This is a genomic window from Streptomyces sp. NPDC050743, from assembly GCF_044456925.1.
In the GTDB taxonomy this organism is placed as follows: Bacteria; Actinomycetota; Actinomycetes; order Streptomycetales; family Streptomycetaceae; genus Streptomyces.
Window position 1 is genome coordinate 173791 of record NZ_JBITGJ010000010.1, and the last position, 12505, is coordinate 186295.

Below are 12505 nucleotides of genomic sequence, written 5' to 3' on the forward strand. Positions count from 1 at the left end.
TTGGATGACGAGCTAGCGTGAGCCGCCAGTCATCCAAATTTGAACCAACCGATTCCGGAGTACGACCATGACCGTCGCCGTGCAGACAGGCACCTGGCAGCTCGACCCGGCCGCGTCCACCGTGGGACTGCGGCACAAGACCATGTGGGGACTCGTCACCGTGAAGGGCGCGTTCACCGCCGTCGCCGGCGGCGGCGAGGTGCACGCCGACGGCTCGGCCACCGGCACCGTGACCCTGGAGGCGGCCTCCGTGGACACCAAGCACGCCAAGCGGGACACCCACCTGCGCTCGGCCGACTTCCTCGACGCCGACAACCACCCCGAGATCACCTTCGCGGTGCGCGGCGCCGAACGCCTCGACGGCGACGGCGTACGGGTGACCGGTCAGCTGACCGTGCGGGGCATCAGCAGGCCCGTGACCTTCACCGCGCGCCTGACCGACGCGGGCGCCGCCGCGCTCACCCTGGACGCCGAGTTCACCGTGGACCGGGACCAGTTCGGCATGGGCTGGAACCAGCTGGGCATGATGCGCGGGCTCACCACGGTGTCGGCGAGGCTGCGTTTCGCACGGACCGAGGGCTGAGCCGCCCGCTCAGCCCTTGAGGCCCAGCTCGGCCCGGCGCACGTCCTCGGTGGAGAGCGTCTGCGGGGTCGCCGTGAAGGCACGTAGCCGGATGTGCGTGTACTTCTTCGTGGGCAACGGGAAGCCGCCCTTGGGCGCCCGCAGCTCCACGGTCGCCGTGGTGTGCGCGGGGATCGTGGCCGGGCCGTGCGCGAGCGTCCAGTACCGGCTCATGCCCTGACCCGTTGTCAGCATGTAGTGCGGGGTCAGCGCGGTGCTCCCGGTGTTGGCGACCTTCACCGTGAGCGTCGACAGGGTGCGCGCCGAGCCGTGCCGGGCCGCCGTGATGTCCATCCGCAGCGGCGGCCCGCCCGTCACCGCGAGGGCCGCGCTCACCAGCGCGGGCGTGATCAGCAGGGCGACCGCGGCGACCAGGGCCGGCCGGCGCCGCGGCCCGGTCAGCCAGCGGGGCCGCGGCTGCCACGCGTTCCGGAACTCCGACAGGGGCGCGGTGATCGCCGCCGTCAGCCACAGCGGCGTGTACATCAGGTAGTAGCCGTCCTGGGACCGGGTCGCCAGGTAGAAGGCGCACCAGGGCAGCACGGTCGCGGCCGGGCCCAGCCGCCGCACGAACAGCACGAAGAGCACCAGCAGGGCGGCGGCGAGCAGCGCGCTCGCGTGGCCGTACCAGTCGAGCCGGTCGCTGCCGTGGGTGAAGTACAGGGAGATGTCGACCAGACCCTGGCCGTGCAGGACCGCGCCCTGGGTCAGCGGCAGGGCGACGCCCTCCAGCCACGGGCCCGGCTCGCTCACGATGAAGTACGCGTTGATCAGCAGCCAGGTGGCGACCGCGATCCCGGCGATCCGCAGCACCACCCGCGCGGCCGCCCGCCCGCCGACCTCGCCACGGCGCAGGGCGTAGACCCCGGCCAGCAGGAACGGCGCGACGAACCAGGGGAGTTGCTGTGCCGCGCACGCGGCCCCGATGCACACGGCCCGCGCGATCCCGGCGGGACCCAGCCGGCCCCCGGCGCCGAACCGCGGCCAGCGCACCACCACCGGCACCAGCAGGACCAGGCCGACGATCGCCGGGTAGCCCTGACGGGCGTACATCGGCAGGAAAGCGAAGCCCAGGCAGACCATCGTGGCCGCCGACCGCCACGGCGTCGGCAGCAGCCGCCACAGCACCACCGCGCCCACGATCAGTACGGCCGTCACCGCCGCGGTCGCCGGGGCGCCGCCGTGGCCCAGGGCCAGGAACGGCACGGTGAGCAGCGGGGCCAGCGGCGGATAGCCGTACGTGAAGTCGTAGCCGCCGTCTATCGTCGGCGTCAGGGCGACACCCTTGATGTGGAACAGCCACGGCCACGGCTGCCCGTACACCGTGTGCCCGTTCACCAGTTCCTTGGCGGCCTGCGTGGTCAGGACCGCCTCGTCGCCGCCGGCGTGGTTCAGCGCCCAGGCGCACACGGCGAGGACGATCGCCGTGACCAGCACGACCAGGTCCAGGCGGGCCAGCGAACGCGCCCGGCGGACCGTGAGCGCGAGCACGCCGGTCACGAGGATCGAGGCGTAACAGACCGAGATGGCCGCCGCGAGGACCAGTTTGTGCGTGGCCGCCTGCGTCCACACCGCGCGCGTGCCGATGAACAGGCTGACGTCGGCGAGCAGCGTCAGCACGCGATGCCACTGCGCGGGTGGCTCATGGAGCGTCGCGCGGGCGACCGGGACGGCGGACACCGCCGACTGCGTCCGCCGGCCGGCTGTCACCTGCTGGGTTTCTGCCAAGTGCACGGCACTGGACGCTAACGGCAGCCGGTGAGCGCGGCGTGGCGGCATGTGAAGAGTCCGGTATGAGGGCGGTAAGAAGCGGACGTAAACGTACATGTGACGCAGGTCGCTCCCGGCCGCGGCGCGCCGGAACGGTCGCGCAGTGTGTCGCTGTTGGGCCGAACAGGTGACTTGGCGTAAGAATTGGCCGGTGCAGGCATGGAGTGCGAGTCAGGTCAGGGGGAGCCGGTGAGCCGTTACGACGTCACCGATGAACAGTGGGAAGGGCTCGCCCAGGTCGTGCCGCTGCGGGGCCGGGACGCCTGGCCGTCCGCGGTGAACCACCGCTCGCTGCCGGACGCCGAGACCGAGACGCGGCGCCGGTTCGTCGTCCTGCGCGTCAGCGTCTTCGCCGACGCCCGCGAAGTCGCCGAGACCCTGATGGCCGGCGCGCCGGTCCTGCTCGACCTCTCCGGCGCCGAGACCGAGGTCGCCAAGCGCGTCCTCGACTTCAGCACGGGCGTGGTCTTCGGCCTGGGCAGCGGAATGCACCGCGTCGACCGCAACGTCTTCCTCCTCACCCCACCCGGCACCGAGGTCAGCGGGCTGATGGAGGGGGCCGCGGTGTCGAAGGGCTGAGGAGGCCTCCGGCGGTTGAACGGCGGGCTCCGGTGTTGGGCGGGTTGTTGTTCGGGGTGGCTGAGCGGTGGGCTCCGGCGGTTGTGCGGGGTGTCCGGGGTGGCTGAGCGGTGGGCTCCGCTGGTTGAGCGGGGTGCTCGGGGGTGGGCTGAGCGGACACTCCGGCGGTTGGCGCGGTGTTCGGGGTGGGTTGAGCGGTGTCTTCCGGCGGTGGCGCGTGGTGTCTGTGGGCTGAAGCGGGGTGCTCCGGGGGCTGAGTGGATCCTCGGGCGGTTGGGCGCGGTTCGGGGCGGCTGGGTGGATCCTCGGGCGGTTGGACACGGTGTTCGGGGTGGCTGAGCGGATACTCCGGCCATAGCGCGGGGTGTCCGGGGGGCTGAGTGGATCCTCGGGCGGTTGGGTGCGGTTCGGGGTGGCCGGGTGGATCCTCGGGCGGTTGGACACGGTGTTCGGGGTGGCTGAGCGGATACTCCGGCCATAGCGCGGGGTGTCCGGGGGGCTGAGTGGATCCTCGGGCGGTTGGGCGCGGGGTTCGGGGTGGCTGAGTGGAACCTCGGGCGGTAGCGCGGAGGTGCTTGTGGTGGGTGAGCGTCTCCGTCGGCGGTACCGCGTGGTGGGTGAGTCGGCGGGCTCCGGGGTGGGGGCGGGGCAACGGCCCTTCTGTTCGGGCGAGGCGCCGGGCGCGTGGGGCGTTCTCACCAAGGGTGACGATCCGCTCGGCATCCCCTGCTGGTCTGACTCAAGGATCGCGCGGGTGACCCGGTGGTTTCAGGAGGCGGACCTTGCCTGCCTGGCGATCGGGACCGGGCACCGGAGACCGTGGAGCCGGTCGGCACTCGACATCGCTCCGCCCACGGCGCCGCCCGGCGTTCGGTCCCCGGACACGGCCTTCCACCAGAGAACCGAGGCCACGACCGTGCAGGGCGCGCCGGGACAGCGCCGGCAGCGGCGGTCGTGCCGTGGCGTGCGTGGCACGTGTCCGGTGGCCCCGGAAGCCGGTCGCTCGTTGTCACCCGACCGAGTGGCCCCTTGTCCCGTTTGCTCCCGTCCGGCCGCCCGATCGTAGGAACGTGCCGACAGGAAACGGTTCGGCACATGGGGGGAGTTCTACGGTCCGGGACATGGCCGTGTCTTCCGTGTCCGCTCAGCCCCCCGCCGCCGACGAGCCCGCCGGGACCGTGCCCGCGCAGGCCCGGCCGTCCCTCGATGTGCGTGCCCGGATCACCGAGTTGCGGCTGTCGGCCTTCGCCGGTCATCGGCGGGCCGGGTTCCCGCTGGGGCCCGTCACCTTGTTCGCCGGGCCCAGCGGAACGGGGAAGACGACCGCGCTCACGGCGTACGAGGCGCTCGCCCGGCTCGGGGGCGGAGCCTCGCTCTCGGAGGTGTTCCCGGACCCGGTGGCCTGTGTGCCGCAGCGGGCACGCCCGGATGCCGGAGGGCGGCGCGGCTTCCGGATCGGCTGTACGGCCGACGGCGCCGAGGGCCCGGTCCGGCTCGACGTCGCCGTACAGGCCGAACCGGACCTCAGGATCGTGGGGGAGCGGCTGACCGCGGGCGGGGTCGTCCTGCTGGAGACAGCGCTGCGCGACCCCGGGTGCGGTACCGTCCAGGCCGCCTGGCACACCGCCGGCTCCGCCCCGGTGACCCGCGCCCCGCTCCCCGACGACCGCCTCGGCACCCCCCTGCTGCCGCTGCGTGTGGCCGGCAAGACCGACGGACAGCGCCATGTGCTCGCCGCCGCCGAGCAGATGGTGGTCGCCCTGCGCTCCGTCTTCCCCTGCGATCCCCGCCCCGAGCGCATGCGCACCCCCGTGCCCACCGGTTCCGGCCGGCTGCTGTCCGGCTGCGATAACCTCGCCGACGTGCTGTGGCGCACCCGCGCCGAATGCGGCCGCCGGCACGGACTGCTGGTGGACGCCCTGCGTGCGGGCTGTGTGGGACCGGTGACCGATCTCGTCGCGGAGCCGCTGCCGGACGGCACGGTACGGGCGCTGCTCGACCGCGGCGACGGCCCGCGCACCGAACTCGCCCGGCTCGGCTACGGCGAACTGCGCTATCTCGCGCTGACGCTGGTGCTGCTGACCGGGCCCGGCGTCCTGGACGTGGACACCCCGGGCGAGGTGCCCGACGCCCTGCGCACCCTCACCGTCCTCGCCGACGGCTTCGACCGCGGCCTCGACCCCGCCCAGCGCCGGGAACTGCTGCGGACGGCCGCCCGGATGGGCGAGCGCGGGCACATCCGGTGCGCGGGCGCGGTCAGCGACACCTCGTGGACCACCGGGACCGAGGGCGTCACGGTGGTACACCTGGACGCGTGACGGAACCCCCCGACCTGGCCCGACTCCAGCGCAGGCTCGCCGAGTTCGCGGCCGCGCGGAACTGGCAGCCCTACCACACCCCCAAGAACCTCGTCGCCGCGCTCAGCGTGGAGGCCTCCGAACTGGTCGAGATCTTCCAGTGGTTGACGCCGGAGGAGTCCTCCCGCGTGATGGCGGACCCGGACACCGCGCACCGGGTCACCGACGAGGTCGCCGACGTCCTCGCCTATCTGCTGCAGTTCTGCGACGTCCTCGGCGTCGACCCCCTGGCCGCCCTGGCCGCCAAGATCGACCGCAACGAACGGCGCTTCCCGGTGCCGGGCGCGCAGGACGCGGCCGAGCGCCCCCAGCCGCCGGAGGAGTGAACTCCGCTATGACTCTCCGGAGTTGAAACACCTGTCGAATCCGAATTGTTGTCCACAGATTTCCGTCTACCTCTGGCTTTTCACCCCGAGCGGTTTCACTCTGGGTAGTGACCAAGAGCGTTCAAGCGGGCGTGCGAGGAAGCACGCGGAAGGACGGGGGCGACGCATGGATGCGATAGGGCTCATTCTCACGAGCAGGCGTGCGCTGGCGTGCGGCGCCGACGCGGCCGAGATCATGGCGGAGGTGTGGCAGGCGCAGGCCCTGGCCCAGGCGATCGGCAGCCGGCTCGCGGTCTCCGGCCCGCCCGAGCTGCGCGGCGAGGCGCTCGGGCTGACCGAGCTGGCCGGGCGGGGCTGCGGAGTCCTGGACCCGCCCGAGATCGACCTGGGCGACCTGCGCGCCGCCCAGCTCACCGAGCTGGCCGACGCCCGCGAGACCCTGCTCTGCCTCGGGGGCCTGCTCGGCGAGGTCGGCATGGCCCTGGTCGGCATGGCCAGCGGGGCTGACGACGAGACGACGTACTGGCAGTGCATGGAGGCCATCGACGCGGCCGACGAGTCCCGCGACCGCGTCCTGGAGATGCTGCGCAAGCTGGCGGCGCGGGAGGAGGCCTTACAGGACGGCGATCGGAACAGCCTGAACGGCAACCGCAGCAGCCCGTCCGGCGTTTGAGCACGAGGCACGCCCGTCGGGCGTTTTTCACCCGACCAGGGGGCAGCTGTGCCGGGGGGTACCGGCGAGGTGCACGTGGTCAGGGGTGGGCAGGATAGATGTATGGACCTTCGAATCTTCACCGAGCCCCAGCAGGGGGCCACCTACGACACCTTGCTCACCGTGGCCAAGGCCACCGAGGATCTGGGCTTCGACGCCTTCTTCCGCAGCGATCATTACCTCCGGATGGGCGGCGTCGACGGCCTGCCCGGTCCCACGGACGCCTGGATCACGCTCGCCGGACTGGCCCGCGAGACCAAGCGCATCCGCCTCGGCACGCTGATGACGGCCGGCACCTTCCGGCTTCCCGGCGTGCTCGCCATCCAGGTCGCCCAGGTCGACCAGATGTCCGGCGGCCGGGTGGAGCTCGGCCTCGGCGCGGGCTGGTTCGAGGAGGAGCACAGGGCGTACGGCATCCCGTTCCCGAAGGAGAAGTTCGCGCGGCTGGAGGAGCAGCTCGCGATCGTCACCGGGCTGTGGGCGACCGAGCTCGGCAAGACCTTCGACTTCCACGGCACGTACTACGACCTCACCGACTCGCCCGCGCTGCCCAAGCCGGCCCAGAAGAAGATCCCGGTGCTCGTCGGCGGCCACGGCGCGACCCGTACGCCGAGGCTGGCCGCCGAGTTCGCCGACGAGTTCAACATCCCCTTCGCCTCCATCGAGGACAGCGAGCGGCAGTTCGGCCGGGTGCGGGCCGCCGCCGAGGAGGCCGGCCGCGGCGTGGACGCGCTGACGTACTCCAACGCGCTCGTGGTCTGCGTCGGCCGGGACGACCGGGAGGTCGCCCGCCGCGCCGCCGCGATCGGCCGGGAGGTCGACGAGCTGAAGGCCAACGGCCTGGCCGGCTCGCCGGCCGAGGTGGTCGACAAGATCGGCCGGTACGCCGCGATCGGCTCCCAGCGGATCTACCTGCAGATCCTGGACCTCGACGACCTGGACCACCTGGAGCTGATCTCCGCCGAGGTGCAGTCGCAGCTGTCGTAAACCGTTCGGGCCGCCCCTCCGCCAGGGGCCTCGCCCCGGGCGGAGGGATCCGTTCGTGTGATGAAGTGACCGTCATGGGTTCCGGCATCTACGTCCACATGTTCCGCGACGGCGACGTCGTCCCGATGGACGCCTCGGTCGTCCGGGAGGTGCTGGAGCCCTATGCCCCGTACGACGTGCCCGACGACGAGCCGGTCGAGTGGGTGCGGGCCGCAGACGGCAGCGACGCCGAGGTCTACACAGGTGACGGGGTGCACTTCGACCGGCCGGGCCCCGGTGTCCTGGACGTCATCGCCGGGCTGGCCCGCCGTACCGGCGCCGCGATCCTGCTGCTGAGCGAGCCGACGGCGATCGTTTCCGGCGAGGAGGGGCTGCGGCACCTGTCGGAGGATCTGCGGGCGCAGGCGGTCGTCGTGCCGCCAGCCCTCCTGACCGGCCAGGTGATCGCACAGGTCCTCAGGCCGCGGCCGGAACCCCGGCAACGGCCGATGCTGCCGCCGTTCCCCTACCACCCGGACCCGGTGGCCACCGGTTCGATCGTCGCAGCCGACGAGACGTGCGCGTGCTGCGGGCACGACCAGGGCTGGATCTACACCGGCCCGGTCCACGGCGAGGACGTACCGGACGGCCGCCTGTGCCCGTACTGCATCGCGTACGGCACCGCGGCCACCCGGCACGGCGTGTTCTTCAACGAGGCCGAGCCGTGCCGGATGACCAAGGAGGCGGCCGCGCTGATCCGTGAGCGCACCCCCGGCTTCCCCACCTGGCAGGACTGGGGCTGGCCCGCGCACTGCGGCGACGCAGCGGAGTTCCTCGGCGTGGTCGGGGCGAAGGAACTGGCGCCCCACCCGGACGCGCTCGACCGTCTGCGCCGGCGGTGCGCCGAGTGGGGCTGGGAGTCCGGGGCGACCGAGGACTTCCTCGCGGCGCTCGACAAGGACGGGCAGCCGACCGCGTACCTCTTCCGCTGCCGCGCCTGCGCGACCCGTCTCGCCGAGGCCGACTTCACGTGAGCCCCTGCCTGGCCGAAGGGCCGCCGCCGTGCACCACGGCGGCGGCCCCCGCCTGCCTCAGCCGCGCTGCGCGAAGCCGTAGTCGAGGATCTTCGTCGCGTCCTGGAAACGCTGGTCCACCGAGGTGTCGGCGAGCACCGTGCCCACGACGGTCCGGCCGCCCCGGGCCGCCGCGAACACCAGGCAGAACTGCGCCTCCGGTCCCGAGCCGGTCTTCACACCGATCGCGCCCCGGTAGGAGCCGAGCAGCTTGTTGGTGTTCTCCCACGGCGCCATCGCGTGCGTTCCGCCGCCCGGCCGGTAGGACTGCATGTCCTTGTACAAGGGCGTGCCGACGACCTTCTTGAACGTCGCGTTCTTCAGCGCGACGGCGGCCAGTTTCGTCAGGTCGCGCGGCGAGGCGTAGTTGTTGCCGTTGGACACCCCGTCGAAGGAGTCGAAGTGGGTGTTGGTCAGGCCCAGTTCGCGTGCCTTGCCGTTCATCTTGGCGATGAACGACTTGGTCCGCTGGGCCGTCGTCGACCCGGTGCCGTAGGTGTCCGCGAGCGCGTAGGCCGCGTCGCAGCCCGAGGGCAGCAGCAGCCCGTACAGCAGGTCGCTCACCTTCATCGAGTCGCCGAGGATCAGGTGGGCGCTCGAATAGCGCTGGGCGTGCGTGGTGGGGTCGATGACGTAATCCGTGTACTCCTTCTTGATCTTCACCTTCTTGCCGAGGTCCAGGTGCGGCTGGGACAGCACCACGAGCGCCGTCATGATCTTCGTCGTGGACCCGGTCCGCAGCCGTCCGTCCGGTGCCTTGCCGAACAGCGTCTTGCCGGTGACCGGGTCGAACGCGTACGCGCCCTGGGCCGACACCTGCGGTGCCGTGGCCGCCTGGGCGGGAGCGGCCGCGAGGATCCCCGTACCGAGGACCGCACCCGCCAGTGCCGCGACGACGGCTCTTCTGCCGGCGCGGACTCCGTGGCCGTGGGACATGGTTCCCCCTTGAGTCAGTGGTCAGTTGACGGTTGATCACTATGCCGTAACTGTGGATGCCGTGTGTCGGAAGTGTGGGCTCCACCACAGCGCGACCGATCAGGACTTGATCGGATGACCGGGTGCGCAAAATCCTCCCTCTCGCCCTCACCGGCCTGTTCGCCCTGTCGGCATGCCAGTTCGCCGGCCACGACGACCCCGCCGACAAGGCCCGCCGGCTCAACACCACGGCGGCGTTCCCGCTGCACGCCTACCTCCCGGATCCCGCGTCGGACGGCGCGGAGGCCGTCAGCCGGGCGCAGTGGATCCTCGGCAAGCAGTGCATGGTCCGGCTCGGCTTCGCCGGCTTCGCGACGCTCGACCCCAAGGCCGTCGAGTCGACCTACGCGGTCCGGCAGGGAACGCTCACGAGCGAGGGCATGCCCGGTGACGACAGCCCGTACGGCGTCGCCGACCCCGACCTGGCGGCCGAGCACGGCTACCACAACCGGACACCGGACACCTCCGCCCAGCCCCAGGAGTGGCCCGCCGACCAGTACACCGCCCTCACCGGCGTCTTCGAGTCCGGGGACAGCCATGTCTCGCACGGTCACCGCATTCCCGAGGGCGGCTGCCTGGGACAGGCGACACGCAAGATCTACGGCGCGCCGCCGAAGGTGGTGAAGGTCAACGGCGTGAGGCTGTCCGGCTATTACTCGCTCGCCCTCGCACTGTGGAACGAGTCCCACGAGCAGGCGCGCAAGGACCCGGCATGGAAGAAGGCCGACCGCGCCTGGTCGGCCTGCATGAAGAAGAAGGGCTTCCACTACCCGGACCCGGACGAGGCATCCCTGGACTCCGACTGGTTCGGGCACGAGAAGCCGTCGGCGAAGGAGAAGAGGACCGCGTCCGCCGACGCCCGGTGCAAGCTCGACACCGGCTACATCCCCGCCGTGCACGCCCTCGACGTGCGCACGCAGAAATCCTTCATCGGCAGGAACAAGGAGAAGCTGGAGGCGCTGCGAGCGGCGGACGAACGGGCGGTGCGCAAGGCCCGGACGATCGTCACTCACGCCTCCTGACCGGTGCATATGGAGAAAACCGGTGGTCAACGGGTTCTCCGAGCGGAAGACTCGGTCATGTGTTCCTGACGATCTCCACGCGCGGCGACGCCGCCCACCCGGCCACCGACCTCGGGTACCTGCTGCACAAGCACCCCGACAAGGCGCAGAAGTTCTCCACGTCCTACGGCACTCCGTAGATACGTAGGTTGAAACTGCCCTACGCTCTGCCTCATGGCAGAGACACAGAGGGCGCTACTCGCCGCACGGATCAGCGTGGACACCGACGAATCAACGTCCATCCCAAGGCAGTTGGAACACCTCCACACGTGGGCTCAGGGGCTCAGCTACCCCGTAGCGGGTGTGGTGGAGGACCGTTCGGTGTCCGGCTCTGTAGACCTCCCTGAGCGCCCCTCTATGGGCCCGTGGCTCACCGAGGAAGGGCGGGAACAGTGGGACGTGCTGGCAGTCACCACACAGGACCGCCTGAGCCGTGACGATCTCCATTTCATGGCGTTCGTGAAGAACGTTCTGGACTGGGGGAAGACTGTCGTTGTCCTGGATGATCCGTCCTTTGATATCTCAACAGCGACAGGACGGCTCATTGCCTACGCCAAAGCAACTCAGGCAGCAGCAGAGCTGGCGAAGATCCGGCAGCGTGTCTCTGACGCACGGGATTATCTGCGCCGGAACGGCCTGTATGCGGGAGGCATCACACCGTTCGGCTATGTCTATGCAGACTCACCGGACGGGAAACATTACGTCCTGGTGCCGGAAACCAAGTACGCCAAGCTCTTGAAGGAGATCTCAGAGCGGGTACGTGCGGGAGTCTCCACGAACCAGATAGCCCGAGAGCTGAATGCCAGGGGAGTACTTACGTGGCGTGACTATCTGCGGGTACTGAGAGGGAAGGACCCAAAGCGCAGGAACGGGAACGCTCTGACAGAGGCCAAGGGAACTAACTGGACTCCCAGGGTGGTTCAGAACATCCTCAAGCACCCTGCCTGTGCTGGATTCCTCGCATACAAGGGTGAGCCGTACGAGGATCAAGAAGGAAACCTCGTAATGGCTACGGAGTACCCGATTCTCACCCATGCCGAATGGCAAGCCACCGTAGCGGCAGTCAAGTCACGTGGCGTATCGAACATCCGGCGCACCAACCAAGCCTCTCTGCTGACAGGGGTTGCACGGTGCGGAAGCTGCGGAGCACGAATGTTCTGTCACAGGCTTAAGAAGACTCTGGCAACGGGGGAAGTCAAGGTCTACCGGCACTACTCCTGTACGTCCCGTTCCAAGGCAATGCCCTGTAACGCTCCCGCTCGGATTCCAGAGGACACACTGAACGAGATCTTTGAGGAAGTTCTCCTGAGCCGGCTGGGGGAGTTGCCCGAGGTAGTGAAGGTGACCGAGCCGGGGGAGGACCACACAGCAGAGCTGGAGCAGGTCGCAGTACGACTGCTCAGGCTGGAGAAGGACTATGAGAACGGCCGGTACGACGACCCCGAGAAAGAAGAGTCCTACTGGCGCATGCACGGGAATCTCACCAGGAAGCAGAAGGAGTTGAAAGCCAAGCCTGTGCGCCCCTCAGTGACTCGATACGTAGAGACTGGTCTGACGTGGGCTCAGAAGTGGGGAGGCATGCGCACCGAGGAACGTAGGGATTACCTCACAGGCAGGGACGTACGGGTCTACGTCTGGAAGAGGGCAACTTCCAAGGGTGGAAACGGTGTTGTTGTCTTCCTCGGTGACATGAAGGAACTTGCCCAAGCTGCCGGACTGGACTCCGCCTCTGTTGAGGGGTGGCAGTTGCACGGATGGAACGTGCCGGACCACTGGACGAACCCAGAACTCAGGAACTTCCCGAGCAAGCTGGTGGACACGTCTGCGGTTCCGGAAGTCTTGCTGAGCTTGAAGCTCTAGAAGCCTCTGTGAACCGCTGAGAAGAGCACATGGCCCCTGGATACCTTCCCGAGTTGGGAGGGGTGTCACAGGGGCCTTTCTGTGTCTTCTAGAGCCCTCTCCCGGATACTGAGCCTTTCCCGGTAAGCGATCATGCCTGTGTGTGATCGTTTAGACGGTGCGGTCGTATTCGAGCTGGAGCAGGACGAGGGCTGCGGCGGCGAT

Annotated in this window: 11 protein-coding genes and 1 pseudogene; 10 read left to right on the forward strand and 2 right to left on the reverse strand. The window is 69.8% G+C overall.

What is annotated here, in order from left to right; all coding sequences use genetic code 11:
* The first annotated feature begins 67 nt into the window (after positions 1-67).
* Positions 68-583: a YceI family protein gene (locus ACIBJF_RS14045; protein WP_399173954.1), complete on the forward strand. Its 516-nt coding sequence runs from the start codon at positions 68-70 to the stop codon at positions 581-583.
* A gap of 9 nt (positions 584-592) precedes the next feature.
* Here ACIBJF_RS14045 and ACIBJF_RS14050 read toward each other — a convergent pair whose 3' ends face one another.
* Entirely contained in the window at positions 593-2302 is a 1710-nt protein-coding gene (locus ACIBJF_RS14050; protein WP_399173971.1) for a hypothetical protein, read from the reverse strand.
* A 249-nt stretch (positions 2303-2551) separates the two neighbouring features.
* On the opposite strand from ACIBJF_RS14050, the gene ACIBJF_RS14055 reads away from it, so the two are divergent.
* The 6 genes from ACIBJF_RS14055 to ACIBJF_RS14080 all read left to right on the forward strand — a co-directional run bounded on the left by ACIBJF_RS14055 (position 2552) and on the right by ACIBJF_RS14080 (position 8366).
* The gene (locus tag ACIBJF_RS14055) at positions 2552-2971 is read left to right on the forward strand and encodes a cell division protein SepF (RefSeq protein WP_399173955.1); all 420 of its coding nucleotides are present in this window, start codon (positions 2552-2554) and stop codon (positions 2969-2971) included.
* A 1121-nt stretch (positions 2972-4092) separates the two neighbouring features.
* Entirely contained in the window at positions 4093-5289 is a 1197-nt protein-coding gene (locus ACIBJF_RS14060; RefSeq protein ID WP_399173956.1) for an AAA family ATPase, read from the forward strand.
* Entirely contained in the window at positions 5286-5654 is a 369-nt protein-coding gene (locus ACIBJF_RS14065) for a nucleotide pyrophosphohydrolase (RefSeq protein WP_399173957.1), read from the forward strand. The genes ACIBJF_RS14060 and ACIBJF_RS14065 overlap by 4 nt, the downstream gene beginning before the upstream one ends.
* 166 nt (positions 5655-5820) lie before the next feature.
* Positions 5821-6327, forward strand: a complete 507-nt coding sequence (locus ACIBJF_RS14070; protein ID WP_399173958.1) for a DUF6099 family protein — start codon at positions 5821-5823, stop codon at positions 6325-6327.
* Positions 6328-6429: 102 nt separating this feature from the next.
* On the forward strand, positions 6430-7353 hold the full coding sequence (locus ACIBJF_RS14075; RefSeq protein ID WP_399173959.1) for an LLM class F420-dependent oxidoreductase: 924 nt from the start codon (positions 6430-6432) through the stop codon (positions 7351-7353).
* 74 nt (positions 7354-7427) lie between these two features.
* On the forward strand, positions 7428-8366 hold the full coding sequence (locus ACIBJF_RS14080; RefSeq protein ID WP_399173960.1) for a CbrC family protein: 939 nt from the start codon (positions 7428-7430) through the stop codon (positions 8364-8366).
* Between the two features lie 57 nt (positions 8367-8423).
* Here the strand turns inward: ACIBJF_RS14080 and ACIBJF_RS14085 are convergent, their stop codons facing one another.
* A complete protein-coding gene (locus ACIBJF_RS14085; RefSeq protein WP_399173961.1) occupies positions 8424-9341 on the reverse strand; it encodes a D-alanyl-D-alanine carboxypeptidase family protein in 918 nt (305 codons plus the stop codon).
* A gap of 122 nt (positions 9342-9463) precedes the next feature.
* Between ACIBJF_RS14085 and ACIBJF_RS14090 the strand changes: the two genes are divergently transcribed.
* From ACIBJF_RS14090 to ACIBJF_RS14100, 3 genes and pseudogenes are all read left to right on the forward strand, one after another.
* A complete protein-coding gene (locus ACIBJF_RS14090) occupies positions 9464-10402 on the forward strand; it encodes a hypothetical protein (RefSeq protein WP_399173962.1) in 939 nt (312 codons plus the stop codon).
* A 59-nt stretch (positions 10403-10461) separates the two neighbouring features.
* Positions 10462-10575, forward strand: a pseudogene (locus ACIBJF_RS14095) (hypothetical protein); the annotation flags it as partial.
* 40 nt (positions 10576-10615) lie between these two features.
* Positions 10616-12301, forward strand: a complete 1686-nt coding sequence (locus ACIBJF_RS14100; protein WP_399173963.1) for a recombinase family protein — start codon at positions 10616-10618, stop codon at positions 12299-12301.
* The last annotated feature ends 204 nt before the right edge of the window (positions 12302-12505 follow it).